Source organism: Victivallis lenta, from assembly GCF_009695545.1.
GTDB classification, from domain to species: Bacteria; Verrucomicrobiota; Lentisphaeria; order Victivallales; family Victivallaceae; genus Victivallis; species Victivallis lenta.
Map to the genome: position 1 here is coordinate 18,505 of NZ_VUNS01000016.1, position 26,462 is coordinate 44,966.

Below are 26,462 nucleotides of genomic sequence, written 5' to 3' on the forward strand. Positions count from 1 at the left end.
GACGGTCAGTAACGGTAGCTCTCCGGCTTGTACGGTCCCTCGACCGGCACACCGATGTAGCCGGCCTGTTCCGGGGTGAGCTTCGTCAGCTTCGCACCGAGTTTTTCGAGGTGGAGCCGGGCGACCTCTTCGTCGAGTTTCTTCTCGATCAGGTAGACGCCGACCTCGCGCCCGGCGTTGCGGGCGATGTCGATCTGCGCGAGCGTCTGGTTCGTGAAGCTGTTCGACATCACGAACGACGGGTGGCCGGTCGCGCAGCCGAGGTTCACGAGCCGCCCTTCGGCCAGCAGGTAGATGCAGTGCCCGTCCGGGAAGGTGAAGCGGCTGACCGGGCATTCGCTGCCTTTGATGACGGTCTTCCTGATTCCCGGCCAGCTCTCGAGTTTCGCAACCTCGATTTCGTCGTCGAAGTGGCCGATGTTGCAGACGATCGCCTGGTCTTTCATCTTCGACATGTGCTCGGCCGTGATGATCCGGCAGTTGCCGGTGGTCGTGACGTAGAGATCCGCGTACGGCAGCACGTCTTCGACCGTGCAGACCTGGAATCCGGCCATGCACGCCTGCAGCGCGCAGATCGGGTCGATTTCGCTGACCATCACGCGGGCGCGCTCGTTGCGCATCGCCTCGGAGCACCCCTTGCCGACGTCGCCGTAGCCGCAGACCATGACCGTCTTGCCGGAAAGCATGACGTCGAGCGCGCGCTTGATGCCGTCGGTCAGGCTGTGGCGGCAGCCGTAGATATTGTCGAATTTGCTTTTGGTGACCGAATCGTTCACGTTGATCGCCGGGAAAAGCAGCTCGCCCTTCGCCTGCATCTGGATCAGGCGATGGACTCCGGTGGTGGTCTCTTCCGAAACGCCCTTCACGTTCGCGGCGACCCGGTGCCAGTGGGTCGGGTCCTCCGCGAGAACCTTCTTCAGCAGCGCATTGATGATTTTCAGCTCGGCCACATCGGTCGGCGTGTCGAGGATCGATGCATCGTTTTCGGCCGCGAAGCCGCGATGGATCAACAGCGTCGCGTCGCCGCCGTCGTCGACGATCTGGTCCGGGCCGGAGCCGTCCGGCCAGGTCAGCGCCCGGTAGGTGCACTCCCAGTACTCCTCAAGCGTCTCGCCCTTCCAGGCGAAGACCGGAACGCCGGCCGCCGCGATGGCCGCGGCAGCGTGGTCCTGCGTCGAAAAAATGTTGCAGCTCGCCCAGCGGACGTCCGCACCGAGCGCTTTCAGCGTCTCGATCAACACGGCGGTCTGAATGGTCATGTGGAGGCTGCCCATGATCTTGACCCCCTTCAGCGGCCGGCTGGGGCCGTATTTGGCCCGCGTGGCCATGAGGCCCGGCATCTCCTGCTCGGCGATTTCAATTTCCTTCCGGCCGAAATCGGCCAGGCCGATGTCTTTCACCTTGTAATCCATACTCTTCAGTTTCCTTCATTCATCCTGCGTTTGATTTCGCGCCAGCGCTCCTCCGGAATTTCGGAGCCGACCACCTTGACGACTTCGGAACTGACCAGCGCGCCGTAGAAGGCGGACTCGGCCAGATTTTTCCCCTCGTACAATCCGTACAGAAACCCGGTCGCCCAGAGGTCGCCCGCCGCCGTCGTGTCGGCCGGATCGGCAACCAGCTGCGCGGGAACCCGCGCCGTTTCGTTGCCGGACTTCACGACCGCGCCCTGTCTGCCGAGCTTGATCGCCGCGACTTCGCACCACGAAGCGAGCGTGTCGAGCTGCTCCGCGACCGGGATGTCGCCGAGCAGCATGGCCGCTTCCTCTTCGTTCGCCATGATCACGTCGACGTACTCCCGGAGGATCGACGGCAAACTCTCCCTGAAGTCGCGGACGACCTCGAAGCTTGCGAGGTCGACACCGATCCGGCAGCCCGCCTCCTTCGCCTTCCGGAGCACGGTCGGCATGATCGCCGAATAGAACATGTACCCCTCGATATAGACGAAATCGTACTTCGTGAAATCGACGGCTTCGGCTTCGTCGGTCCGCAGCAGCAGCGACGCGCCCAGGGCCGTGCGCATGGTCCTCTCCGCATCGGGCGTGATCATCGAGAGGCAGGTGCCGGTCGGCATCTCGGCTGTGGCGATGAACGCCTCGTCGGAGCCGCCGAGTTCGCGCAGCTTCCGGCGGTAGAACCGGCCGTGCTCGTCGTCGCCGAGCTTGCCGAGCATCGCGGCCGGCACGCCGAGGCGCGCCAGGCCGAACACGGTGTTGCCGGTCGAACCGCCCGGAACCAGCCGCGGTTCAACCGGCAGCCGGTCGAGCACCGACCGCTGGAACTCCGCATCGACCATGACCATCCCGCCTTTTTCTCCGGGGATGGTGCCGAGAAACGCATCGTCCACCTGAACGAGAATGTCCAGAAGCGGCGAACCGACGCCGAGCAGTTGAAATGCGCCTCCCTGTTCGGAGTTGCGCCCGTGCAGAATACTCATTTGATTACTTCAGATATTCCGCCGCCGCGGCTTTGATCTCTTCGACCTTGTCGGTCTTCTCCCACGGGAACTGCGGACGGCCGAAATGGCCGTAGGCCGCCGTGTCCGCATAGCTCCACCCCTTGCCGGGGTTCTTGAGCCCGAGCGCCTTGACGATCGCGGCCGGCTTCAGGCTGAACACCTTGCGGATGACTTTCTCGAGATCCTGGTCGCTCTTGAGCTTGCCGGTGCCGTAGGTGTCGACGTTGATCGACAGCGGTTCGGCCACGCCGATCGCGTAGGCGACCTGAACCTCGCACTTGTCGGCCAGCCCCGCCGCGACGATGTTCTTCGCGATGTAGCGGCACATGTAGGCGGCCGACCGGTCGACCTTCGAGGGGTCCTTGCCGGAGAACGCGCCGCCGCCGTGGCTGCCGACGCCGCCGTAGGTGTCGACGATGATCTTGCGGCCGGTGAGGCCGGTATCGCCGTGCGGGCCGCCGATCTCAAAGCGGCCGGTCGGATTCACGTAATAGACGATGTCGTCGTTCAGCAGCTCGGCCGGAACGACCTTCCTGACGACCTCTTTGACGAGAGCTTCGAGCCAGCTGTGCTCCATATCCGGCGTGTGCTGGTGCGAAACCACCACGGCGGTCACAGCGACCGGCTTGCCCTGGGAGTAGCGGATCGAAACCTGACTCTTCGAATCCGGACGCAGGTAACGGTACTTTTCAGGCTCGGTGTGGCGGAGGCGCGCTAGCTCTTCGACGATCTTGTGCGCGTAGTAGATCGGGGCCGGCATGAGGGCCGGAGTCTCGTTCGACGCATAACCGAACATCATGCCCTGGTCGCCGGCGCCCTGCTCGGTGAACATGCCCTGACCTTCGGTCACCCCCTGGGAGATGTCCGGGGACTGCTTGTGGACACAGACCATGACCTTCGCCTCGTCGGCGCAGAAGCCGACGTTCGGGTCGTTGTAGCCGATTTTGCGGACCGCGTCGAGCGCGATCTCCTGCCAGTTGATCTTCGCCTTGGTGGTGATTTCACCGGAGATGACGACGAGGTTCGTGGTGGTCAGCGTCTCGCAGGCGACGCGGCTGTCCGGGTCCTGCATGAGACAGGCGTCGAGAATCGCATCGGAAATCTGGTCACAGACCTTGTCCGGATGTCCTTCGGAAACGGACTCGGAGGTGAAGACGTGATCGGTATGGATCTTGCTCATTCTAGATTAACTCCTGATATTGAGTGGTTTTTCATATTGTTTCGTGATAACGCAAAACGCCCGGCCGGTCGGATGAACAACCGGACGAGCGGGCTTCTGCGGGCTTAAAAGCTGCTGGAAAAACGCATCTTGCGGAGGCTGATCAGCGCTGCGGCATCCGCATCGGGACCGGAACGCCGCGGCGGTTCTGGCCCCAGACGGCTTCGCCCGAGCCTTCGACGGCCGGCTTGTCCTTGCCGTAGCTGAGCGTCTTCATCCGGTGGTCGGCCAGCCCGCGGCCGGCCAGGTAGGCGCGGATCGCATTCGCGCGGCGTTCGCCGAGCGCGCGGTTGTACTCTTCGGTGCCGCGCTGGTCGCAGTGGCCTTCGATCAGGAGCCCGAGCGTCGGATTCTGCTTCAGGTAATCGGCGATGCGGTCGAGGTTGTTCTGTTCGGACGGCACGAGCACGTCCGAATCATACGCGAAATAGATGATCGGCATATTGAGGCGGTTGCCGGTCGGGTCGGCTTCGGTCCAGCCGTCCGGATCGGTCTTGCCGGCGTTGATTCCGTCATTGGCTCCGTCGGACCATCCGGAGGCCGCTCCGGGTCCGAACGGATCACCCGGGGTGCCGCCGAGGCCGGTCTGGTTGAAGCCGCCGGCCGGATCATCGAACGCTTCTTCCACCATCGTGGTATTTTCTTCCGGCGTATCGTTGCTGAACAGACTGCAGCCGGCTCCGCCGAGGCCGAGCAGTGCGACGATGACGGCTGAACTCAAGAAATGCTTCATCATAATTCGTTTCCCTCCTGAAATGCAATCCTGTGGACTGTGGCAAATTCGTTTTGCCATTTAAAATAGACTTGAAATATGAAAATTCCAATCTTTTTCCGACAATAAAGATGTTTTTTTTGCGATTCTTTCTCCCGCGCGGGTTTATGCATAAAAAAAATCTTGATATTACGCCTGAACTCTGCTATATTTTCCTCTGATACGTGAAACATGCAGTCTGGAGGGCATCTGATCATGGACATCGACTGGGAAAATCTCGGATTCAAATTCATGCCGGCCCGGAGCAACATCCGGTTCCATTACGCGGACGGGAAGTGGGATGACGGTACGCTTACCGGCTCCTATGACATCACCGTAAGCGTCGCGGCCAACGCATTCCATTACGGCCAGGCGATTTTCGAAGGCGGCAAGGCGTTCCGCTGCAAGGACGGCAAAGTCCGCATCTTCCGCCCGGAAGAGAACGGCAGGCGGCTGAACCGTTCCGCGAGCCACCTGCTGATGCCGGAGTTTCCGGTCGACAAATTCGTCGAGGCGGTGAAGACCGTCGTGCGCGACAATGCCGACTTCGTGCCGCCCTACGGCACCGGCGGCGCGCTCTACATCCGTCCGGTCATGTTCGGCACCACGCCGCAGATCGGCGTCGGCGCGAGCCTCGAATATGAGCTGATCATCATGGTCGTGCCGGTCGGCGCCTATTACAAGGGCGGCATCAAGCCGGTCGACGCGATGATTTCGCGCGACTACGACCGCGCCGCCCCGCACGGCACCGGGCATATCAAGGCGGCCGGCAACTATGCGGCCAGCCTGATCTCGAGCAAGCAGGCGAAGGAGCGCGGCTGCGCGGTCGCACTGTTCCTCGACCCGGCCACGCACACGTTCATCGACGAGTTCGGCACGAGCAACTTCCTCGCAATCACGAAGGACGGCAAATACGTCACGAGCGAATCGGATTCGATCCTCGCTTCGATCACGAACAACTCGCTCATGACGCTGGCCGCCGACCTCGGCATGCCGGTCGAGCGGCGCAAGATCCGCGCGTCGGAGCTTGCCGATTTCGCGGAGGTCGCGGCCTGCGGCACCGCCGTGGTGCTGACTCCGGTGGGACGCATTTTCAACGGCGACGAGGTGATCGACTACCATTTCACCGAAATCGGACCGCAGCTGAAGAAACTGTATGACGAGATGACCGGCGTTCAGGTCGGCGAACGTCCGGACCGGCACGGCTGGCTGACGGAGATCTGATCATGGAAATCTTCAGGACGCCGGCCGAGCTTCAGGCTTACGCGCTGTCGAACAAGCGCGCCGGCCGCACGATCGCGCTCGTGCCGACCATGGGGTATCTGCATGCCGGGCACTGTTCGCTGATCGACATCGCCCGGCAGAAGGCCGATCTCGTGATCGTCTCGATCTTCGTGAACCCGATTCAGTTCGGGCCGTCCGAGGATCTCGACAAGTATCCGCGCGATTTCGAGCATGATGCGAAGCTCTGCACCGAGCACGGCGCCGATGCGGTGTTCGCGCCGGAGCCGGGCGTGATGTATGCGCCCGACGCGTCGACCGTGGTCGAGGAGCAGAAGCTGTCGCGCCCGCTTTGCGGCGCCCGGCGCCCGGGCCACTTCCGCGGCGTGACGACGGTGGTTGCGAAGCTTTTCAATCTGGCGCTGCCGGATTACGCGGTGTTCGGCATGAAGGACGCCCAGCAGCTGCTGGTCATCAGGCGGATGGTGCGTGATCTGAATTTTCCGGTTGAAATCGTGGCGGCTCCGCTGATCCGCGAGCACAGCGGGCTGGCGCTTTCGTCGCGCAATGCCTATCTGACGGCCGATGAGAAGGAGCGCGCGGTGATTCTGTCGCGCGTGCTCGATGCGGCGCGCCCGGCGCTGATCGCCGGCGGGGTCGAGGCGATTCCGGCCGTGCTTGAGGTCATGAAACATGAAATTGAAAAAGCCGGCGGGCGGATTGATTATGTCGAAGCGCTCGACGCATCGACGCTTGAGACGCCGAATGCGAAGACGGCGGACCTTCTGGTCGCGCTCGCCGTCTATTTCGGCAACACGCGCCTGATCGACAATACACTGGTCTGGGTGAAGCAATGAAGAAACTCTATTACGACTCTCCCGGCTTTGAAAACGAGCTCCGCGCTCTGGCGGACCGGCCCGGCTATCCGCCGGAGATCGAGCCGCAGGTTGCGGCGATCATCGATGACGTCCGCCGCGAGGGGAATGCGGCTCTTGTGAAGTATGCCGCGAAGTTTGACCGGGTCGAACTCGATCCGGCCCGGTTCCGGGTGACGGACGAGGAGATCGACGCCGCTGCGGCCCTGCTTTCGGAGCGCGAGAAAAAAGCGATCGACACGGCTTTGTCGCAGGTGCGCGATTTTGCGCTGGCGACGGTGCCGCGCGCCTGGTCCGCATCCCCGCGTGCCGGGGTCATGCTCGGGGAGAAATTCACTCCGATGGACCGGGTCGGCGTCTATATCCCGGGCGGCACGGCTCCGCTGGTTTCGACCGTGCTGCATACGGCCGGGATTGCCGGTGCGGCGGGAGTCCGCGAAATCGTCGCGGCGACTCCGGCCAACCGGGAGGGGAAGGTTCATCCGGCCGTGCTCTATGCGATGCGCAAGGCGGGCGTGACTGAAATCTACCGGCTCGGCGGCGTATATGGTGTCGCGGCGCTTGCGCTCGGCACGGAGTCGATCCGCAAGGTTGAGAAGCTGGTCGGCCCCGGCAACGCATATGTGACGGCGGCCAAGAAACTGCTTTACGGCAAGGTCGCGATCGATATGGTGGCGGGGCCGTCGGAAATCCTCGTCATCGCGGATGCGGAAGCGAATCCTGAATTCATCGCGGCCGACCTGCTGAGCCAGGCCGAACACGGCTCCGGACTTGAGCAGGCGGTGCTGGTCACGACCGACCGCGCGATGATCGACCGGGTGGAGGCCGCGTTCCAGCGCCAGAAGGCGACGCTGCCGAAGCTCGCCACGGTCGAACGGGTCGAAGCCCGCGGCATTTTCCTGATCCACGTCGCGGACCTCGAACAGGCCGCCCGCGTGGCGAGCGCCTACGCGCCGGAGCACCTCGAAATCCAGACGGCGAATCCGGAGGCGGTCGCGGCGAAGATCACGGCGGCCGGCGCAATCTTTCTCGGGGCCTGGACGCCGGAGGCGATCGGCGATTTCTGCGCCGGTCCGTCGCATGTTCTGCCGACCGCATCGAGCGCGCACTACTTCAACGGGCTGGAGACGGTCAGCTTTTTCCGCCGGACAAGCCTCGTGAAGTACGACGAGGCGGCGCTGCGGCGCGAAGCGGGCATCGTCGAATGCTTCGGCGAGATGGAGAGCCTGGCCGCGCACGGCCGCGCCGGAACCATCCGGGTGAAGTAAGGGAAAGTTCTTTGAGTGGGCGGGAACGGCGTTGAGGCCGTTTCCGCTCTTTGTGTTTTCATCAGGAGCCGACGGCGACGACGACCAGTCCGGTGATGACCAGCGCAATCCCGGCCAGCCGCGGGCGGCCGGGCTTTTCATGCAGCAGGAAGATTCCGGCCAGGACGCCGATCGGGAGGCTCATCTGGCGGAACGCCTGAATGTAGCTGACGTTCGTGACGTGGGTCATGGCGATCAGGATCAGGATATAGGCGGTCGACGAGAAGATTCCGGAGATCACCGGGGTTTTCGTCTTCAGGAACAGTTTCCGGAACTCCTGCCGCTCGGATATGCTGCACGAAACCGCAAAGAGCAGCATGAGGGCGAGCCCGGCTTCGATCAGAAACAGGTAGGCCATCGAGCTGAGGAGTCCCGTCTGTTCCACACTGGCGCGGACGAGGCGGATCGCCATGCTGTCGAAGATCGTGTAGCCGGTCGTGCCGGCCGCCGCGATCACGATGAACTTCAGGGCGCCGGAACGGTAGCTGGCCGGCCGGAACTGATTCCAGCGCATGAGCGGCATCAGCAAGCAGCCCGAGCTTAAAATCACCATGCCCGCCAGCGTCACCGGTCCGGGCGGCGCGCCGATTCCGGCCAGCAGCGTGACGGCGGCGGTCAGCAGCACCGGCAGCGCCCGCGTCAGCGGGTAAACCAGACAGATGTCGTCCTTCCGGTAGGCGTTGGCGAGGCCGTAGATATAGATGAATTCGCTGACCAGACTCCCGGCCAGAATCGGCCAGAACATGGCCGGCAGGTTTCCGAGCCGCAGATCCGACAGCAGAAAGCACGGCAGCCACAGCAGCGCCGCGGTGGTACTCGTCAGGCTGTAAAAGCTGAGCGACGGAATCTGCTTTTTACTCAGGAAATTCCAGCCGGCATGCAGGAATACCGAAACGAGAACGAGCAGGAACGCAACGAGAGTCATGGCGTTATTTCCCTTCCGCTCCGCCGAGAACGCGTTCGCGGAAAGCAGCCGGACGCTTCGCAAGCAGTTCGAGCACCGGGCTCAGGCCGGGTTCCCCGCCGAGAATGGCGAGCATGAGTTCGCCTTCGGTCCGGCAGAGCGCTTCGTGGCGCGGAAAATATTCGCGCAGCAGGAAGTGCATATAACGCGAAAGGCGGCAGCTGCCGTGGCAGTGCGGACGCTCGTTCTCCGGCGCGTCGACGGCGGCGGAGTTCCCGGCCCGGATGCCGGCGGCGAGATCGTCGAACGATGCCGAGCGGGCCAGAACGACCGTATAGTACCAGCCGAACAGGCCGCCGACGTCGGTGCCGTGCGAGTCGCTGAGCCCGACGACCGGATAATCCGCCCCGGCCGCGCGCTCCTCCATCCAGCGGGCGACCTGCAGCGCGTTCGACTCGGACTGGTGCTTCCAGAAGCCGCCGATGAGTTCGAGCGCATCGAATTTTCGGCGTTTGAACACTTCATCGACCAGCGCTCCGGAGAGCACGTTGCGGCGGCGGACGTCCCAGTACGGGTGGCAGAAGACGGCGAGCCCTCCGGCTTCGCGCACCTTGTCGAACACCCATTCCGTTGCGGCGACGGCGAACGGATTCACGCCCGGCGCCACCGGCCCGAGCGACGGGATGCGTGCTTCGACTTCGCGCCGGAACTTCGCTTCATCTTCGCGGAAAAGCGCATTGACGCTGAAGCGGCCGCCGAAATTCAGCATGTGGACCGGGCACTCCGGCGGATGGACCTCTTCGCCCGGAAGAAGCGCCAGGCCGGTCGGATGCCGCCTCCAGTAATCAATCGCCTCGAGCGACGGTTCGTAGCGGTGGTGGTCGCTGATTGCAAGGAAATCGAAACCGGCTTCGCGGTAACGCGCCGCGACATAGGCGGGCGACTCTTTTCCGTCCGAGCGGAGGGTGTGGACATGAAAATCCCCTTTGAACGGGAGCAGGCCGTACCAGTCCGGCAGCAGCGAGTAGACGCTGAATTCCCGGAGGAGATTGCCGTCCGTGTCTTCCACGATGATGATGTGCTCCTGTTCCCCTGCAAAACGGGCGCGCACGAACAGCGAACCGTCTTCGTGCAGTTTCCAATCGACGAGTTCGAACGGATCGGAGGTCTTCTCCCAGGAGAAATCGAGCTGTCGTCCGTCCGGCATTGCGCCGAGTCCCGGAACCACGGCGACCCGGACTCTTTCGGCTGGCGGGAAAGCCGCCTGTTCATAGCGCGGGCGGATACGGACCTCCGAAATTTCATCGGCCCGGACGGTGAGGGGAGACACATCGAAGTACTGGACGCTCTGGTTCATTTTACTTTCCTCTGCCAAGAACGGATGTTTGATTCTGATGTCGGTTGTAATCGAACATTGCGGATATTATATTATTCCGTAATGCTTATTTCAACCCGGATTCGACAAATAAAAGATGTCGATTTTTTACGACATATCGGGAGGACACGGCAATGAACATCATCGATCAGCTCGAAAAGCTCGGTCTGAACGGCCGTCAGGCCAAAGTTTATCTTGCGCTTCTGCAGCTGGGCACGGGAACCGCCATTGACATTGCGAAGGCGACCCGCTTCAAACATCCGACGGTATACGATGTGCTTGACGTGCTGAAGGAACGGGCGCTGGTCACGGAGACTTTTGAAGGCGGCCGCAAGCTTTTTTCCGCCGAGGACCCGAACCGGCTGCGGCTGGCCGAAGACGAACGGCGCCGGACGCTGGAGGGGCTGCTGCCGGATCTGCAGGCGCTGTACCGCGGCGGCAGCCGCCGCCCCAGGGTGCGTGTTTATGTCGGACCGGAAGGGATGGAGGCGGTTGACGAGGAGCTGCTGGCGGTCAAGAGCGGGGAGTACTTTTATTTCGGCGGGGTGCGGGAGATGATCCAGAATTCGAGTGAGGAGCATTTGAGCGATTATTACCGCAAGCGGCTCGAGCGCGGCATCTGGTCGAATGCGATCCGGATCCGGGGGGAAGAGGACGATCTGGATTATATGCAGAACGGGGAACAGCACCTGCGGCGTGTGCGCTACCTGCCGAAGCCGATTCTTGAGAATTCGGCCGGGCTGTATCTGTATGATGACCGGGTTGCGGTCATTTCGGCGCTGAAGGAGAACTACGCAATGATTATCGAGAGCAGTGAATTGTCGCTTTTGGTCAGGACGATCTGGAACTGCATCTGGGAGGTTGCGGAGGAGCCGAAAAGCAGTCACGAGCATGCCTGACAACCGTAAGGGGAGCGAAGCGACCGGGTTCAGGGCCATTCGGCCCTGACGCGGATTCTTAAGGACGCGTAGTCCTTAAGTGGAGTTTGAGGCAACGCCTCAAGCAGACCCGTGCGAAGCCCCAGCTTAGAAGACCGCAATGAAATTGCGGTGCTTCGCCCGGTGTGAGCGACGCGGCGAATGCCGCGGAGCGGTCAAAGGGTCTGCCGCGTTGCAATTCCGGTCAACCATGATTGACCGGAGCCGCGAACATTGTTTGAATGCGCGTCCCTGATGTCACAACACGCCTGTGGGGAGCGAAGCGACCGGGTTCAGGGCCTTTCGGCCCTGGCGGGGTACCAAGGGGCGCGGAGCCCCTTGGCGGAGTCTGAGGCGGCGCCTCAGGCTGACCCGGCGAAGCCCCAGTGCAAAAATCCGCAACAAAGTTGCGGTGCTTTGCCCGGTGTGAGCGACGCGGCGAATGCCGCGGAGCGGTCAAAGGGTCTGCCGCGTTGCGATTCCGGTCAACCATGATTGACCGGAGCCGCGAACCTTGTTTGAATGCGCTCCCTCTGATGTTACAACACGCCTGTGGGGAGCGAAGCGACCGGGTTCAGGGCCTTTCGGCCCTGGCGGGGTACCAAGGGGCGCGGAGCCCCTTGGCGGAGTCTGAGGCGGCGCCTCAGGCTGACCCGGGCAAAGCCCCAGCGCAAAAATCCGCAACGGAGTTGCGGTGCTTCGCCCGGTGTGAGCGACGCGGCGAATGCCGCGGAGCGGTCAAAGGGTCTGCCGCGTTGCGATTCCGGTCAACCATGATTGACCGGAGCCGCGAACCTTGTTTGAATGCGCTCCCCCTGATGTTACAACACGCCTGTGGGGAGCGAAGCGACCGGGTTCAGGGCCTTTCGGCCCTGGCGCGGATTCTTAAGGACGTGCAGTCCTTAAGTGGAGTTTGAGGCAACGCCTCAAGCAGACCCGTGCGAAGCCCCAGCTTAGAAGACCGTAATGAAATTGCGGTGCTTCGCCCGGTGTGAGCGACGCGGCGAATGCCGCGGAGCGGTCAAAGGGGTTATCGCGTTGCAATCCCGACTAACAATGATTGACCGGAGCCGCGAACATTGTTAAAATGCGAACCGTCAATGTAGCAGACAGGGGGAAGCGCGCCCCTTTCGGGGCGCGGTCTTTCTGCGCGTTCGCGCAGCAGACCGTGCGTGCTCCCCGTCCGAATCTTCGATTCGGTTTGTGAGCTGGTCGTTCCGCCCGCAGGTAGCCTCCGGCGGCCGGGGCGCTTCGCCCCCGGACCCCAGACCGGCAGGGTGCCGGTGCCGACGGCGGCTCTGCCGCCTTGCAGTTCCGGTCAACAACGATTGACCGGAGCTGCAAACCTTGTTAAAATGCGAGCTGTCAATGTAGCAGACAGGGGGAAGCGCGCCCCTTCCGGGGCGCGGTCTTACTGCGCATTCGCGCAACAGACCGTGCGTGCTCCCCGTCCGAATCTCCGATTCGGTTTGTGAGCTGGTCGTTCCGCCCGCAGGTAGCCTCCGGCGGCCGGGGCGCTTCGCCCCCGGACCCCAGACCGGCAGGGTGCCGGTGCCGACGGCGGCTCCGCCGCCTTGACTTTGATTTCATTATCTCCCGGCAGCGTTTTTTCGCACTATTCCGCGGAAAATTCGATCAGCATGGCGGTCTCGTCGCAGCAATCGTTCTTCGGGCATTTTGCGCAGTCGCTCCAGATCTTTTCCGGAAACAAGCTGCGGTCCACCACCTGAAAACCCAGCGCCTTGAAGAATTCGACCTGATAGGTCAGGGCAAACAACCGGAATTGCTTGCGTTTCACGCGGAGACCCGCGATCAGCGCCTCGATCATCGCCCGGCCGATTCCCTTGCCCTGAAACTCCGGTTCAACCACCATCGAACGCACTTCGAGCAGGCCGTTCCCGAAATCGCGCGCTGCCGCGCAGCCGCGAACCGTTCCGCCGACCTCTGCCACCAGAAAGTTGCCGAGGTAGAAACGGATATCCTCCTCGCTGCGGGCCAGCACAATCGCTTTTTTCGAATAGATGACCAGCAGTTCATGGATCTTTTTTACATCGGCTTCCGTCGCTTCACGGACCGTCAGAAGGTTTTTCACTCGACCGCCTCTTTCGCGGCGTCTCCTTCCGGCGCAGCCGCTTCCGGGGATTCCTGCTCTCCCGGAGCCGGAAGCGCTCCTTCGATGAATCTGCCCATGGACCGGAATTTCTCGTATCGTTGTTCGCGCAGTTTGCTGCCCGAAAGCTTGCGCAGCTCCGAAAGCTGCTTCGCAAGAACCTCGCCGAGCAGCTTCGCTGCCTGTTCATGGTCGCGCTGGGCTCCCCCGAACGGCTCCGGGATGATGGCGTCCGCAATGCCGAGCTCAAGAAGCTTCTCGGCGGTCAGCTGCAGCGCATCGGCTGCCTGCGGCGCAAATTTGCGGTCCTTCCAGAGAATCGCCGCGCATCCTTCCGGCGTGATGACCGAATAATAGGCGTTCTCCATGATGAGGACCCGATTGCCGACGCCGATGCCGATTGCGCCGCCGGAACCGCCCTCGCCGATGATGACCGAAATGACCGGCACCCGCAGCGCGAACATGTCGCGCAGATTGACCGCGATCGCTTCGGCGATGTGCCGCTCCTCGCTGGAGATGCCCGGGAAGGCTCCCGGAGTGTCGATCAGCGTGATGATCGGCACATCGGCCTTGTCGGCCAGCTGCATCAGGCGCATCGCCTTGCGGTAGCCCTCGGGGCTCGGCCAGCCGAAGTTGCGGTAGACGTTCGATTTCATGTCGCGCCCCTTCTGGGTGCCGATGACCATGACCGGTTTGCCCTGGAACTTCGCGAAACCGCCGACGATCGCTTTGTCGTCGCGGAAACGGCGGTCGCCGGAGAGCTCGATGAAATTCGTGAAGAGATGGTCGATGTAGTCGAGCGTGTACGGGCGTTCCGGGTGGCGGGCGAGCTGAACCCGCTGCCACGGCGTCAGCTTGCTGTAAATCTCCTTCATGGTCTGATTCATGCGCTCGGTCAGCGAATTGATCTCGTTGGAAAGGTCGAGCTGGTTGTTTTCGGAGAGCTCCTGCAATTCCTGCAGCTTTTTGCGCAGCTCTACGATCGGTTTCTCGAATTCCAGATGGGTTTCCGGCATAATTGTTAACTCCCTTGAAGTGGTAATGCCTATTCGACGATTTCGACCGGAGTTCTGCCCGGTACGATGGTGTAAAGCGTCTCCACATCGGCGTTGCGCATGCGGATGCATCCGTTGCTGAGGGAGCGCGTGATATCCGAATCATCCTGCGTGCCGTGGATTCCGTAACCGAGCAGCGGCCGGTCCGGCGAGCCGGTGGGGGCGAGTTTCAGGAAATAGTTGCCGAGCGGATTCTCCGGGTCTCCGTACTTGATTACGCCGCCCTCCGGCGAGTACCAGTCCGGATTCCGGAGTTTGCTCGAAATGACGAAACTCGCGGCCGGCGTTTTGCCGAGCCGCCCGAGGCCGACGTCGAAAACGGCGTAGAGCCGGTCGGAACTCTGTCCGGCCTGCCGGCTGCAGTTGTAAAGTTCGAGCAGCCGCGGTCCTTTGCGGACCACGATTCTCCACGGCCCCGGATAAATCAGCAGCCGCCGGCCGAGCCGCAGCACGTTATTGTCGGCGGGAATCCCGTTCAGGCGTTTGATCGCTTCGATGGTCGTCCCGTACTTTGCGGCGAGGGCGCTGTAACTTTCGCCCGGTTTCACCGGATGGACCAGCATGTATTTTTCAATGTTCTCACGGGCGTCGAACGAGGCCAGATTCGCTTCGGTGAGCAGCGCGGCCGCCTGCCGCCATTCCGTGGAGAACGGAATCACGGAAGGGCTGGAGAGGATGTTTCCGGCAGCGGCGGCGGCATCGGGGTAATTCTTCTCCGCAAGGCTCTTTTCGGCACGGTTGAAATCAGCGTCCAGCGACGGTCTCACGTCAGCCGGAATTTCGGTCTGCGGCACATCCGGGCGGTCGATGATCGGGTCTCCGACCCACGGCTTTCCCTTTTCCGGGGTCTGCGTGGCATCGGCGGGAACCGGCAGCGGCTCCTCCACTTTCGGCTCCTCCTCCGCCGTGCCGGTGTTTTCGATCGGAGTTTCGGCCTCTGCTTCGCCGGGCAGCTGCGTTTCTCCGCTCCCGTCCGGCGGCCGATTGCCGGGCGCCGGCGTTTCCCCGGCTTCACTCGGCGGTTCCGTTTCCCCCCCGGCGGAGGGGAGTTGCGTTTCGTGCGCCGCCGGGTCGGAGACGGCAGAGCCGTCATCCGATTTCGGAATCAGGTAATAGATCAGCCCGGCGGTCAGTCCGGCGACCACGAGGAAGATGACGATGAGACGAACGTAAATACCTGTCCGGCTCTTTCCCTCCCCTGCATGATCGAATTCGTAATCGATCCTGGCCATACCTGATTTTCACCCTTCCGGTTGATTAACATGACAGCGAAACAGGAATTAATATAGTGCAACATCCCTGTTTTTCAATGAGATAATTTGATTTTTACCGGAAAGAGCGGTATATTTATCGCTTGACTGAATCCGGACCGGAATTGAAAATGACCCCGGCCTGCGCTTCCTCATTCGCAGAAAACCGGGAAAATCTTTACAGTTTAAGGAAATAAAAACCATGGATACACAGACGACCAACCTCATGAAAGGCAGCGAAATCACCATCAAATGCTTGGAGCTCCTTGGGGTTGAAGTCGTATTTGCGTATCCGGGCGGGCAGGCGATTGAGCTGCATCAGGCGCTCTCGAAGTCGAAAATGCGCGTGGTTCTGCCGCGGCATGAGCAGGGCGGCGCGTTCGCGGCAGGCGGCTATGCCCGGATTTCCGGGAAGGTCGGAGTCTGCATGGCGACCAGCGGACCCGGCGCGACGAACCTCGTCTCCGGCATCGCCGACGCATATATGGATTCGATTCCGACCGTTTTCATCACCGGGCAGGTGCCGAGCTCGATGATCGGTAAAAACGTCTTTCAGGAGACCGACATCATCGGCGTGACCCGGCCGATCGTCAAGCACAGCTTTCTCGTGCTCGACGCGAAAGATATTCCGCAGGTCATGAAAGAGGCGTTCTACCTCGCGGCCTCCGGCCGGCCCGGTCCGGTCGTGGTCGATATCCCGAAGAATATCCAGCAGCAGCGCGTCGAATTCAACTTCGACGTGCCGATGTCGCTGAATTATTATCACCCGGACCCGGTGTTCGATCCGGCGGACGCGGACCGCATTCGCGCGATGATCGCGGCTTCGAAGCGTCCCTGCATCTATGCGGGCGGCGGCATCATTTCGGCCGGAGCTTCCGCCGAACTGGTGAAGTTCGCCGAAAGCTACAATATTCCGGTCGTGACCACGCTGATGGGAATCGGCGCGATTCCGGAGAAACATCCGCTTTCGCTGCGCTGGCTCGGCATGCACGGTTCGGTCTACGGCAATTACGCCGCGAACGAATGCGACCTCCTGCTCGCCTTCGGCGCCCGGTTTGACGACCGGGTGACAGGCAATCCGCAGAAATTCGCGACCCGGGCGAAGATCGTTCATGTCGATGTCGACGATTCCGAAATCAACAAGAACAAACCGGCCGACCTCGGCATTGTCGCGAATATCAAGGATGTGCTGACCGCTCTCAATGAGAAGCCGATGCGCCGGGAGTACGCCGACTGGTTCGCCCGCATTGCGGAGTGGAAAGCGAAATATCCGTACAACAGTTACAAGACCAAGCTGAACCACGTGCAGCCGCAGTTCGTCATACAGACGCTGTCGCGCCTGACCGGCGGCAACGCGGTCATCGTGCCGGGCGTCGGGCAGCATCAGATGTGGGCGGCGCAGTACTACGATTACAGTTTCCCGCGCCAGCTGCTGACTTCGGGCGGACTCGGCGCGATGGGGTTCGGGCTCCCGGCGGCGATGGGGGCTAAGGTCGCCTGTCCCGATAAAACCGTCATCAACATCGACGGCGACGGCAGCTTCCAGATGAACATCCAGGAGCTCGGCACGCTCTTCGTCGAGGAGATCGATGTCAAGATGATCATCCTCAACAACCAGCATTTAGGCATGGTTGCTCAGTGGGAGGACCGGTTCTACAACTACAATCGCGGCAACACCGTGCTCGGCCGCTGCAAGGGGGCCAACGGCAAGGGAGCGGGCAAGCATTGCGACGGCTGTGACGGCACGATCTGCACCGGCCTCCCGTACCCGGACTTCGTTACGATCGCTTCGGGGTACGGGATTCCGGGGCGGCGGGTGTTCACCCGCGAGGAGCTCGAGCCGGCCATCGAAGAGATGCTGGCCTGCGACGGCCCGTTCCTGCTGGACGTCTACACCGGCTATGACGAACACGTGCTGCCGATGATTCCGCCGGGCGGCGATTACACTTCGATCATCATGGAGTGAGGGGAAGATGAAGCTTCTGGTCAGGCCCTCTCGCCTCCGCGGCGAAATCGCGGTGACCGGCTCTAAGTCCCACACGATCCGCGGCATTGCGGCGGCGCTGGCCGCGAACGGCACAAGCGTGCTCGTCGCGCCGCTCGAGTCGGCCGACACGCGCTCGACCCTCGAGGCCGCCAGGCTGCTTGGCGCGAAGGTCCGCGAACACGACGATGTCTGGGAGATCACCGGAACCGGCGGCGTCTTTACCGATCCGGGGCGGACGCTCGACCTCGGCAACTCCGGCACCGGCATGCGGATGCTGACCGGGCTTTGCGCGAAGCAGAGCTTTCCGATCCGCTTCGATGGCGACGAGAGCTTGCGGACCCGGCTGATGGCCGGACTTTTCGATGCGCTCGCTCCGCTCGGATGCCGGATTGAATCGGCCGACGGCAAATGTCCGTTCACGGTCGAAGGGCCGCTCTCCGGCGGGGCGACCCGGGTGGACGGCACGACGTCGCAGTTTCTGACTTCGCTGCTTTTTCTGCTGCCGACGCTGGCGGAGGATTCGACGGTTGACCTCGATTTCCTGAATGAAAAGCCGTATATCGGCATTACGCTCGCGTGGCTTGATTCGTTCGGCATCCGCTATGAGAAGAGTGACGACATGCTGCACTGGCGGATTCCGGGCGGGCAGTCGATTCCGGCGTTCCGCAAGGTCATTCCTGCCGATTTTTCGACGGCGGCGTTTCCGCTTCTCGCGGCGGCGCTGGCGGGCGACGGCGTCGTGATCCGCAATCTCGACTTCACGGATGCCCAGGGGGATAAAAAGGTATTCTCCTATTTCGAGCAGATGGGCGCGAAGATCGGGCACGGCGCGGAACTGACGGTCGGTCCGACCGGCGGCCGGCTCCGGGGATGCTCGATCGACATGAACGAAACGCCGGATGCGCTCCCGGCCATGGCGGTTGCGGCGGCGCTGGCCGAAGGGGAAACCCGGCTGCTGAATGTGCCGCAGGCGCGGGTCAAGGAGACCGACCGGATCGCAGTCATGGCCTCGGAGCTCGGAAAAATGGGGGCCGATATCGAGGAGCTGCCGGACGGTATGATCATCCGGGGCGGCCGGCTTCATGGCGCTGAGGTGTCGAGCTTTGCCGACCATCGCATCGCGATGGCACTGGCGGTCGCCGGGCTGGCGGCCGACGGAGAAACCGTGATTGACGGGGCGGAGGCCGCGTCCGTCACTTATCCGGACTTTATCCGTGATTTTCAGAATATCGGTGCGGATTTCACTGTCATACAATAAGTTGCTGTATCATGAAAAACTGGCGGATCATCTTTATTCTCCTGATGTTTCCGCCGTTTTTATGGGGTGCCGCCAAAACGCCGCCGACGCGGAATGAAATTCTCGCGAAGCTCTATGCCGCCACACACCGTCGGGAGGCGAAGCCGGTTGAATCGGTCCGCATTGTGCTGTCGGGGAAACTGAAGATCGAATATCTGCGCAAGGGAAACCGGAGTCTGCTGCGTGAGGACGGCAAAGTTACGATTCTTTACGACGGCCGCCGCTGCTGGAGCAACGGCACGATCGGCGGCAACGACGCGACCTGGATTTTTCAGTTCCTGTTTGCGCTACGCCCGGTTCCGGAGCTGTTCGGAAATTTGAAACTGTTCCCGGAGCCGGATGGAGACACCTGTACGCTGCTCGGGCGGCGCGATCGTTACCTGACCACGGCGCTGATCGCGGTAAACCGGGAGACGGGACTTTGGGAGTCGCTATCGGTTTTGCATGACGGTTCTACCCGGCGGATTTCGCCGACCGGCTTTTTCGTTTCGGAAGGGCGCAATATTCCAGAAGGACTTCTGATCGACGGTGAGCCGTTCAAAGTCGAGAAGGTCGAATGGAATCCGCCGCTTGCGGATGAATTGTTCCGGATCGGTTCGGGGCAATCAGACGCGAACAGGCGCGAACTCGAACCGCGCCGGCAGCCGTAAAGCGGGCGCCGGCCTCCCGCTCCTCCTGAAGGGACGGTCCCTGAATTCCGCAAGGGCTGCATTGTGCTTCATTGACCTGCTTGAACTTTTGACGCCGCGTACAAGTATCCCCGGCGGGATTTATTGGGAAAACTCCGCTTTCGGCGCGAGTGCGCGAGTCAGCCTTGAGGGCGGCTCCTCCGTTGCCGCTCTGTGCAAAGTGATCAATTTTTCTCCGCACGGTGTTTGCCGTGCCGCGCCCGCAGCTGGCCGCAGGCCGCGGCATTCTCGCTGCCCCGCTCCGTCCGCACCGTTACATGCGCGCCCGCATCGGAAATCATCTTTTCGAATTCCGCGATCGCTTTCGGCGAAGGACGCCGGAATTTCGAGTCGGTTGCATTATACGGAATCAGATTGATCTTCGCATGGTGTTCGCGCGCCAGCCGGGCCATCTTCTGCGCCGCTGCGGGCGAATCGTTGATGCCGTCGAGGAGCGTGTATTCGAGCGTCACCATGCGGCCGGCTTTTTCGAGGTAGCGGTCCGCCGCCGCCATGATTTCGGAGATCGGGTAGCGCACCTTTCCCGGAATGATTTTCGCGCGTGTTTCGTCATCCGGAGCGTGCAGCGAAATTGCAAGCGTATACTCCTTCCCGAGCTCCGCGAACTTCAGCATCCCGGGAACGTAGCCGCTGGTCGAGACGGTGATCCGCCGCGGCGACATGCCGAAATACTCCGGCGCGCTCAGGATATGAAGCGTCTTCTGGAGCTCGTCGAAATTCAACAGTCCTTCGCCGATCCCCATGAACACGATATTGTCGGGCCGCCGGCCGGCCCGGCGGGAGCCGAGCAGAAACTCTTCGACCATCTCTCCCGCAGAGAGATTGCGGACCAGTCCGCCCCGGCCGCTTGCACAGAACAGGCACTGCACCGGGCAGCCGACCTGCGTCGAGAGGCAGAAGGTCAGCCGCTCCTCGCGCCCCGGAATCAGCACCATCTCGATGGTTTCCCCATCGAACAGCTCCAGGAGAAGCTTCTCTGTGCCTCCCGGCGTTCCGGCCGTCTCGGTGACGCGGCTGCCTGGCGCGTAAAACCGGGAATCGAGCATTCCGCGCAGCGGCAGCGGCAGGTTTTTCATTTCCGCCGGGTCGATTACGCCGTGTTTGTAGAGCCACTCCGCGATCTGGTTGGCCCGGAATTTCGCCATGCACTCCTTCACGCACCAGGCGGCAAGCTCTTCGCGCAGCGAACCGGCCAGAAACGGCTTCTTCGGAACTTCGACACTCAAAGGGCTACTCCAGTTTTTTGCATTTCGCTTCGACCCGGGCCGGATCGAAATCGTCGTCCGCCGCATAGTCGAGCGCTTCGCGGTAAGCGGCGAGCGCTTCGGCCTTCTTGCCGCGGGCCAGCAGGATGTCGCCGAGATGTTCGTAAATGACGCCGCGGGCCAGCTCCTGCTCGGAGGCGCGCAGGGCGAGATCAATGTACTTCTGAGCCTCGTCGTATCTGCCCTGGCGGTAAAGGACCCACGCCATGCTGTCGAGGTAGGCGTAGTTGTCCGGCTCGCCCTTGACTGCCTCTTCGATCAGCTTCGCGGCTTCGTCGAGGCGCACATTGAGTTCAGCCGCCACATAACCGACCGAATTTGCCGCGTCGGGAGATTCGATCTGCTTCGTGTCGGCCAGCAGCTTCCAGACCCGGTTCAGGAGTTCGACGTCCCGGAGCTTTTCGGCGACGATCAGCTGGCGGAGCGCATTCGCAAGATCGACGTCGACTCCGGGGGAGAGACGCTTCTCCATCGCATTGAGCTCGTCCCGCATCGCCTTGTAGTCCTTCTTCGCTTCGAGGACTTTCAGCGTGAACTCGTCCCGTGCGATCGGCACTTTGAGCTGTCCGATCTCCTTCTGCGCCTCGTCGTATTTGCCCTGCGCGATCAGGCTGTTGATGCTGATCAGCTGCGACACGCCCTTCCAGCCGTCGATCTTGCTGAGCTTTTCGACGATCGGCGGAATTTTGTCGAACTGTTTCGCTTCGATGGCGACGTAAGCGTAGCGGGTTTCGTTCGAAGGCTGCTGCGACGCTTTCACGAGCCGTTCCGCCGCCCGGAGCGCCGCTTCGGGCTTGCCGACCGACAAATAGAAATCGATGTTGCGCTCAAGCTCCTCCGGGGAAGCGTCCTTTTCAAGCGATTCCAGCTCGGTGAACAGTTGTTCGAACCGTTTTTCCGCCGCCCGGCGGTCGCTGTCGGCAAGGCCGAACCAGCGGGAGTCGCGCTTGCCGTAACGGGAAAAGAAGTGCTCGAAATCCACGGCGAAACGGAGCAGCATCGAACGGTACGCCGAAGCCTCGCGGTCGAGTTCCGATTCGAAATAATGCGTGCCGGTCCGGTAATCGCGGACCTGCTTCAAAGCCGAGGAGTAGGCGCCGATGATGTTGTAATACTCGTTTTTCTCATCATCCGGAAGCTTGTCCGGTTCGGAGACGCCGTCGAGGATGCCGCGGATATCGTCCAGATATTCCGCCGGCGGCAGATTGGCCGCGTAACACATCTGGCCGGCCAGCGCCGCCAGCCCGGGCACGTTCGGATTGGCGCGCGAGATTTCGAGCAGGGGCCGGGCGATTTTGCGGGCGTCGGCCCGGGTGTCGACCATGCCGCGGATGTAGTTGCGCGGCGGGATTGCCGCCGGATCGTCGCGCAGCACTTCGAGGAAGAGCGAGAACCGCTCGTCACGGTTGCGGCTCTTGGTCGCCGTCATGAAATTCTCGAGCGCGCGGACCCGTGCTTCGGCGGCGGCGGAAAACTTCGGTGCCGCGGCCGGCGCGGCCGGCGTTTCCGCGAGGTTGTCTGCGGTGATTTCGGCGCCTGAAAGGGAGATGCTCCCGACCAGGGCGCAAAGAAGCGTAAGCTTGGCTGAAATTTTCATGGCGTGTCTATGCTTTCGGATTGACCCCCGGACGGGGAGTGAAAAACTCTGTTCCCGGAAAAAACACACGCCCAACTCCAGTCGATCGCAGGACGAAGACAACCGGAATCGGGCGCAGCTGGCATACCGAAGAGATTATTTCTTCTTGTGCCGCAGCAGTTTCAGCTGCTTCTTCCGCTTGTGCTTGGCGATCTTCTTACGCCGTTTCTTTTTCAGGTTGCCCATGATTCTCTCTCATTTGTTTGAGTTTGTACGTTTCCTGTACATAATCACTGTAATTTAACCCGCTTTTGAAAAATTGCTCACTCCGAAACGAAAAAAATGCGATTTTTTTGCTGTTTTTGCCGTTTTTTTACGGAAATACCGGGTCCGCGGCGGCAGATTACGGGTTATTCACGGGAAATTTGGTCCCGCGCGGTTGAAAAAAAGAGCGCAACGCGGTATTTTTCTAGAAAACAGGCCAGGCGCGGCCGGAAAGACGAAACGCGCCGGAAAGGAATGCGTCGTGCTTTACAATCTGTTTGCGGTGTTGATTCTGCTGGGCTGGATTTTTTCCGGCGTTTACGCCCTCGATTCTATCAGCGGGAAGATCGGCGAGAATGCCCGGGGAAGGAAGTGGCTGAATCTGGCCGCCGTCTTCTTCGGGCCGTTCGTCCTGCTCGGCGTCTGGGCGTCATCCGCTTTCAGGAAGGAGGAGAGCGGCGAGGAGGGGGCGTCCGTTCCGGTCGTCGTGCGCGGCAAGGGGAAGCGCGGCGCTCCGGTCGCGCTGCTGACCGACCGCGCCGGGAATCCGGTGACGCCGCTCGACAACCGCCCGCCCGCCGTCGAGGCGATGGAGACGGTCTATCAACTTATGCAGGAGGCGGTCGAACGCAAAGCCACCCGGGTCATCGTGCAGCCCGACCTGGAAGGGGAATATCATGTCCGGTTCCGGATCGACGGCGCGGAGGAGAACATCTCCTCTCTCGGTGCGTTGCAGGGCGGCAGTCTGGTCTCCGCCTTCAAGCACGCGGCCGGAATGTCGACGAGCGAGCGGCGCAGCAGCCAGTCCGGCGGCTTCTTCCTGCAGACCGGCAAGGCGCCGCTCAACTGCCCGGCCCAGAGTTCGCGCTCCGGCGGCGGCGAGCAGATCGTGGTCCGGCTCGGAACGATCGAAGCGGTTCCGCCGCTGGAGGGGCTCGGCATTCCGGCCGGCGGCCTGGCCGAGCTGCGTGAGCTGCTCGGCGGCGGCAGCGGGCTGGTTCTGCTGCTCGGCCGTCCCGGCAGCGGCCTCACGACGACGATGTATTCAATCCTGCAGTCGCCGGAGCTGGCGGAGCGCCGGATCGCCTCTTTTGAAAGCCCGGTCGAATTCAAGCTCGACAATGTCATGCAGAACGAAGTCGATCCGCATCGCGGCAATACGCTGCTGAAACTGCTCGGCAATGCGATCAACGACGGCGCCGATACGCTGGCGGTCGGGAATCTGAACGATGCGGAGAGTGCGCGGCTCACCGTGAATTTCGCCCGGAACGGCAAGTTATCCGTCGCCGTGCTCGACTGCGCGACGCCGCTGGAGGCGTTCGCCCGGTTCGAGAAATGGGAGATCACGCCGCGCATGCTCGGCGGCATGCCGCTGTGCCTTCTGAGCCAGGCGCTGGCCCGGAAGACGGGGGGCGGTTATGCGGCCGTGTTCGACCTGCCTGACCGCAGCGCGCTCGACAGCGCGCTCGAAACCAAAGGCGTGACCATCGACATGGTCCGTCAGGCCATCGGCAAGGGCGGCGACGGCACCGGGCTGATGGAAGAACTCGATATCCTCGTCAACGACGGCACGATTACACGGGATGAGGCCGCGCGGGTGGTGAAGACGATTGCGAGAAAGGGAGAATAGAAATGGAACTGCTGATTTTCTGGGGAATCCCGGTCATTTGCGCGCTCATCGGCTTTCAGCGGATGTTTTACCGCATGTTCACGAAATTCATCTGTTTCACCTTCGCTGTTTATCTCGGCATGTGGAGCGAAAAGCTCGTATCGCCGATTTTCGGCTTCCTGCCCTCCGGCGCGGAGTCGATGCAGCCGGTGGTCGCGATCTATGCGGTGGCGATTGTGGTCTGGGTTGTGCTGCTGATCGTGTTCAACTCCCTGAATCCGCAGAATAACCACTATGCGTTTCCGCCGGCGGTCGACCGCGCGGGCGGTGCGCTGTTCGGCTTCCTGACCGGTGTCGCCGTGGTCAGCTTTCTCGGCATCGCCGCCTGCCTTACTCCGCTCAAGACGGAGCTGCCGTTCGGGCTCAGGACCGAATCGGTCGAGGCCGCTTCGGTCCGGGGCGTCATGGCGGTGACCCGCGGCGTCAATTTCTTCTCGGGGCAGTCCGGCCGCAATACGGCCTGCCGGGAACGGCTCGGGGAGCTGCTCGCCTCCGCCGACGCGGCGGCTGTGGAGCTGAAGGCGAAGCGCGCGCAGTACGAGGCGATGAAGAACGGCGAACCGCTGCCCCCGCCTCCCCCGGCGGAGGAGAAGCCCGGCATGCTCCAGAATGTGAAGGAGCAGAAGGAGCAGCGGGATCAGGAAATGAACAAGTGATCCGGAAAATCACGGGTTTCCGGGTCGATTCGACGAAGGCTCCGGCCGACATTGACGACCGGATCGGCGGCATGGCTGCGCGGGCGGAAGGCATTCCTGTCGTGCAGCTGCGGGATTTCCGCATCACAGGCAAGAGCATCGACGCCCGGCGCGGTGTTCCGGTGCTGCTCTACAACCTTGAGCTCGATGTGGACGAACAGGATTCTCCGGCTGAGTTCCATCTGCCGCTCCGCCTCGACCTGCCGGAACGGACGGCGCTTCTGCATCCGGTCGTGGTCGGCACCGGCCCCGCCGGTATTTTCGCCGCGCTGGCGCTGGCGCTGGCCGGGGCGAAGCCGCTGATCCTCGACCGCGGGCGCCGGGTCGAGGAGCGTTATGCCGACTACCGGCGCTTTCTCGAAAGCCGCGAACTCGACGAATCGAGCAACCTGCTGCTCGGGGAAGGCGGGGCCGGTACATTTTCGGACGGCAAGCTCTATACCGGCACCCGCGACATCCGCGCCGCTTTCGTGCTGGATACGCTGGCCCGGGCGGGTGCGCCGCCGGAAATCCGCTATCTGAAGCGTCCGCACATCGGTTCGGACAAGCTGCGCGCCGTTGCCGCGAACCTGCGGAAGCGCATCATCGGGCTCGGCGGCGAATTCCGGTTCGGGACCGAGGTCACCGGCCTCCTGCTGAAAAACGGCCGCTGCATCGGCGTCGAAACCGCCGCCGGTGACCGGATCGAAGCTCCGGCGGTAATCATGGCGCCGGGTCTCGGGGGGCGGGAACTCGTGCAGCGCATGGCCCGGCAGGGAGCGGGCGCGCTCCTGAAACCGTTCCAGATCGGCTGCCGCATCGAGCATCCGCAGAGCTTCATCGACCGTGCGATGTATCATCTCGACAGCCGCCCGGCGGCGCTCGGCGCGGCCGAATACCATCTGGTTTCCCGTCCCGGGAACGGAGTGCCGGGCGTCAGCTCGTTCTGCATGTGTCCGGGCGGGGAGATCCTGAATGCGACGGCGTGGCGCGGCCACTCCGTGTCGAACGGCATGAGCGATTATGCGCGGAACGGCGAATTTGCGAACGGCTGCCTGATTGCCACGCTGCCGGCGGAGAAATTCGGCAGTTCGGCGGAGGCGTACGAATTCCTGGCCGGATTCGAGCGCCGCATCTTTGAATCGGGCGGGGGCGATTACGCGTTTCCTGCGCAGGATGCCGCCGCCTTTCTGTCCGGGCGGAACGGGCTTTCCCTGGCCCGGACCGGCTGTGCGACCGGCATCGTGCCGGGGCGGCTCGACCGGCTGATCCCGCCGGAGCTGGCGACGGCGCTGCGGGCCGCGCTGCGGCACTTCGACCGGGGAAATCCGGGGTTTATCCGTTACGGCAAATTCGTGGGGCTTGAGACCTGCGTGTCGAGTCCGCTGCGCTTCCACCGGGAACCGGACTCTTTGATGTCGAATCTGTCCGGACTGTATCCGTGCGGCGAGGGAGTCGGCTGCGCCGGCGGCATCATGTCCGCCGCGGTTGACGGCCTGAAAGTGGCCGAGGCCCTGCTCCGGCAGGAGACCTGACGGATCAATGGCAGCAGTTCGGCGGGATTGGAAAATCCGTGCTGTGCCGCCATAACGGGCGGTT

At 62.2% G+C, this 26,462-nt stretch carries 22 protein-coding genes; 10 read left to right on the forward strand and 12 right to left on the reverse strand.

Annotated elements, in window-relative coordinates; translation table 11 throughout:
• Nucleotides 1–5: 5 nt before the first annotated feature.
• From ahcY to FYJ85_RS23185, 4 genes are all read right to left on the reverse strand, one after another.
• Complete coding sequence (ahcY, locus tag FYJ85_RS14065; RefSeq protein ID WP_154419277.1) at nucleotides 6–1,412, reverse strand: adenosylhomocysteinase; 1,407 nt, start codon at nucleotides 1,410–1,412, stop codon at nucleotides 6–8.
• Between the two features lie 5 nt (nucleotides 1,413–1,417).
• On the reverse strand, nucleotides 1,418–2,437 hold the full coding sequence (locus tag FYJ85_RS14070) for an adenosine kinase (protein ID WP_154419278.1): 1,020 nt from the start codon (nucleotides 2,435–2,437) through the stop codon (nucleotides 1,418–1,420).
• A gap of 4 nt (nucleotides 2,438–2,441) precedes the next feature.
• The gene (metK, locus tag FYJ85_RS14075) at nucleotides 2,442–3,638 is read right to left on the reverse strand and encodes a methionine adenosyltransferase (RefSeq protein WP_106053771.1); all 1,197 of its coding nucleotides are present in this window, start codon (nucleotides 3,636–3,638) and stop codon (nucleotides 2,442–2,444) included.
• A 142-nt stretch (nucleotides 3,639–3,780) separates the two neighbouring features.
• Entirely contained in the window at nucleotides 3,781–4,413 is a 633-nt protein-coding gene (locus FYJ85_RS23185) for an OmpA family protein (protein WP_206213199.1), read from the reverse strand.
• Between the two features lie 231 nt (nucleotides 4,414–4,644).
• On the opposite strand from FYJ85_RS23185, the gene FYJ85_RS14085 reads away from it, so the two are divergent.
• Genes FYJ85_RS14085 through hisD form a run of 3 tightly spaced genes read left to right on the forward strand, consistent with a single transcriptional unit; the run spans nucleotide 4,645 to nucleotide 7,792 of the window.
• Nucleotides 4,645–5,652, forward strand: coding sequence for a branched-chain amino acid aminotransferase (locus tag FYJ85_RS14085; RefSeq protein WP_206213200.1), 1,008 nt, complete (start codon nucleotides 4,645–4,647; stop codon nucleotides 5,650–5,652).
• A 2-nt stretch (nucleotides 5,653–5,654) separates the two neighbouring features.
• Nucleotides 5,655–6,506 carry a pantoate--beta-alanine ligase gene (gene panC, locus FYJ85_RS14090; RefSeq protein WP_106053769.1) on the forward strand — a complete coding sequence of 284 codons (852 nt, stop codon included), beginning with the start codon at nucleotides 5,655–5,657 and terminating at the stop codon, nucleotides 6,504–6,506.
• On the forward strand, nucleotides 6,503–7,792 hold the full coding sequence (gene hisD, locus FYJ85_RS14095; RefSeq protein ID WP_154419279.1) for a histidinol dehydrogenase: 1,290 nt from the start codon (nucleotides 6,503–6,505) through the stop codon (nucleotides 7,790–7,792). The genes panC and hisD overlap by 4 nt, the downstream gene beginning before the upstream one ends.
• Nucleotides 7,793–7,853: 61 nt before the next feature.
• Here the strand turns inward: hisD and FYJ85_RS14100 are convergent, their stop codons facing one another.
• Together FYJ85_RS14100 and FYJ85_RS14105 are read right to left on the reverse strand one after the other, a co-directional pair.
• A complete protein-coding gene (locus FYJ85_RS14100; protein WP_154419280.1) occupies nucleotides 7,854–8,756 on the reverse strand; it encodes an EamA family transporter in 903 nt (300 codons plus the stop codon).
• 4 nt (nucleotides 8,757–8,760) lie between these two features.
• A complete protein-coding gene (locus tag FYJ85_RS14105) occupies nucleotides 8,761–10,092 on the reverse strand; it encodes a PHP domain-containing protein (protein WP_154419281.1) in 1,332 nt (443 codons plus the stop codon).
• 152 nt (nucleotides 10,093–10,244) lie between these two features.
• On the opposite strand from FYJ85_RS14105, the gene FYJ85_RS14110 reads away from it, so the two are divergent.
• Nucleotides 10,245–11,009 carry a TrmB family transcriptional regulator gene (locus tag FYJ85_RS14110; RefSeq protein WP_106053765.1) on the forward strand — a complete coding sequence of 255 codons (765 nt, stop codon included), beginning with the start codon at nucleotides 10,245–10,247 and terminating at the stop codon, nucleotides 11,007–11,009.
• A 1,633-nt stretch (nucleotides 11,010–12,642) separates the two neighbouring features.
• Here FYJ85_RS14110 and FYJ85_RS14115 read toward each other — a convergent pair.
• Genes FYJ85_RS14115 through FYJ85_RS14125 form a run of 3 tightly spaced genes read right to left on the reverse strand, consistent with a single transcriptional unit; the run spans nucleotide 12,643 to nucleotide 15,424 of the window.
• Nucleotides 12,643–13,119, reverse strand: coding sequence for a GNAT family N-acetyltransferase (locus FYJ85_RS14115; RefSeq protein ID WP_206213201.1), 477 nt, complete (start codon nucleotides 13,117–13,119; stop codon nucleotides 12,643–12,645).
• Nucleotides 13,116–14,153: an acetyl-CoA carboxylase carboxyltransferase subunit alpha gene (locus FYJ85_RS14120; RefSeq protein WP_154419282.1), complete on the reverse strand. Its 1,038-nt coding sequence runs from the start codon at nucleotides 14,151–14,153 to the stop codon at nucleotides 13,116–13,118. The genes FYJ85_RS14115 and FYJ85_RS14120 overlap by 4 nt, the downstream gene beginning before the upstream one ends.
• A gap of 29 nt (nucleotides 14,154–14,182) precedes the next feature.
• Nucleotides 14,183–15,424, reverse strand: coding sequence for a L,D-transpeptidase family protein (locus tag FYJ85_RS14125; RefSeq protein ID WP_154419283.1), 1,242 nt, complete (start codon nucleotides 15,422–15,424; stop codon nucleotides 14,183–14,185).
• Between the two features lie 220 nt (nucleotides 15,425–15,644).
• On the opposite strand from FYJ85_RS14125, the gene ilvB reads away from it, so the two are divergent.
• Genes ilvB through FYJ85_RS14140 form a run of 3 tightly spaced genes read left to right on the forward strand, consistent with a single transcriptional unit; the run spans nucleotide 15,645 to nucleotide 19,376 of the window.
• Nucleotides 15,645–17,408 carry a biosynthetic-type acetolactate synthase large subunit gene (gene ilvB / locus FYJ85_RS14130; protein ID WP_206213202.1) on the forward strand — a complete coding sequence of 588 codons (1,764 nt, stop codon included), beginning with the start codon at nucleotides 15,645–15,647 and terminating at the stop codon, nucleotides 17,406–17,408.
• Between the two features lie 7 nt (nucleotides 17,409–17,415).
• Nucleotides 17,416–18,687 (forward strand): 3-phosphoshikimate 1-carboxyvinyltransferase, encoded by a 1,272-nt coding sequence (aroA, locus tag FYJ85_RS14135; RefSeq protein WP_154419284.1) that lies wholly within the window; start codon nucleotides 17,416–17,418, stop codon nucleotides 18,685–18,687.
• A gap of 11 nt (nucleotides 18,688–18,698) precedes the next feature.
• Nucleotides 18,699–19,376, forward strand: a complete 678-nt coding sequence (locus FYJ85_RS14140; RefSeq protein WP_154419285.1) for a hypothetical protein — start codon at nucleotides 18,699–18,701, stop codon at nucleotides 19,374–19,376.
• Between the two features lie 203 nt (nucleotides 19,377–19,579).
• Here FYJ85_RS14140 and rlmN read toward each other — a convergent pair whose 3' ends face one another.
• From rlmN to FYJ85_RS24460, 3 genes are all read right to left on the reverse strand, one after another.
• Entirely contained in the window at nucleotides 19,580–20,641 is a 1,062-nt protein-coding gene (gene rlmN / locus FYJ85_RS14145) for a dual-specificity RNA methyltransferase RlmN (RefSeq protein ID WP_206213203.1), read from the reverse strand.
• A 4-nt stretch (nucleotides 20,642–20,645) separates the two neighbouring features.
• Nucleotides 20,646–22,277, reverse strand: coding sequence for a tetratricopeptide repeat protein (locus FYJ85_RS14150; protein ID WP_106053759.1), 1,632 nt, complete (start codon nucleotides 22,275–22,277; stop codon nucleotides 20,646–20,648).
• A gap of 135 nt (nucleotides 22,278–22,412) precedes the next feature.
• Nucleotides 22,413–22,502, reverse strand: a complete 90-nt coding sequence (locus tag FYJ85_RS24460; protein WP_106053758.1) for an AURKAIP1/COX24 domain-containing protein — start codon at nucleotides 22,500–22,502, stop codon at nucleotides 22,413–22,415.
• 280 nt (nucleotides 22,503–22,782) lie between these two features.
• Between FYJ85_RS24460 and FYJ85_RS14160 the strand changes: the two genes are divergently transcribed.
• Genes FYJ85_RS14160 through FYJ85_RS14170 form a run of 3 tightly spaced genes read left to right on the forward strand, consistent with a single transcriptional unit; the run spans nucleotide 22,783 to nucleotide 26,398 of the window.
• Nucleotides 22,783–24,150 carry an ATPase, T2SS/T4P/T4SS family gene (locus FYJ85_RS14160; protein ID WP_106053757.1) on the forward strand — a complete coding sequence of 456 codons (1,368 nt, stop codon included), beginning with the start codon at nucleotides 22,783–22,785 and terminating at the stop codon, nucleotides 24,148–24,150.
• 2 nt (nucleotides 24,151–24,152) lie between these two features.
• On the forward strand, nucleotides 24,153–24,845 hold the full coding sequence (locus FYJ85_RS14165) for a CvpA family protein (RefSeq protein WP_154419287.1): 693 nt from the start codon (nucleotides 24,153–24,155) through the stop codon (nucleotides 24,843–24,845).
• Nucleotides 24,842–26,398, forward strand: a complete 1,557-nt coding sequence (locus tag FYJ85_RS14170; protein WP_154419288.1) for an NAD(P)/FAD-dependent oxidoreductase — start codon at nucleotides 24,842–24,844, stop codon at nucleotides 26,396–26,398. The genes FYJ85_RS14165 and FYJ85_RS14170 overlap by 4 nt, the downstream gene beginning before the upstream one ends.
• Nucleotides 26,399–26,462 lie beyond the last annotated feature (64 nt).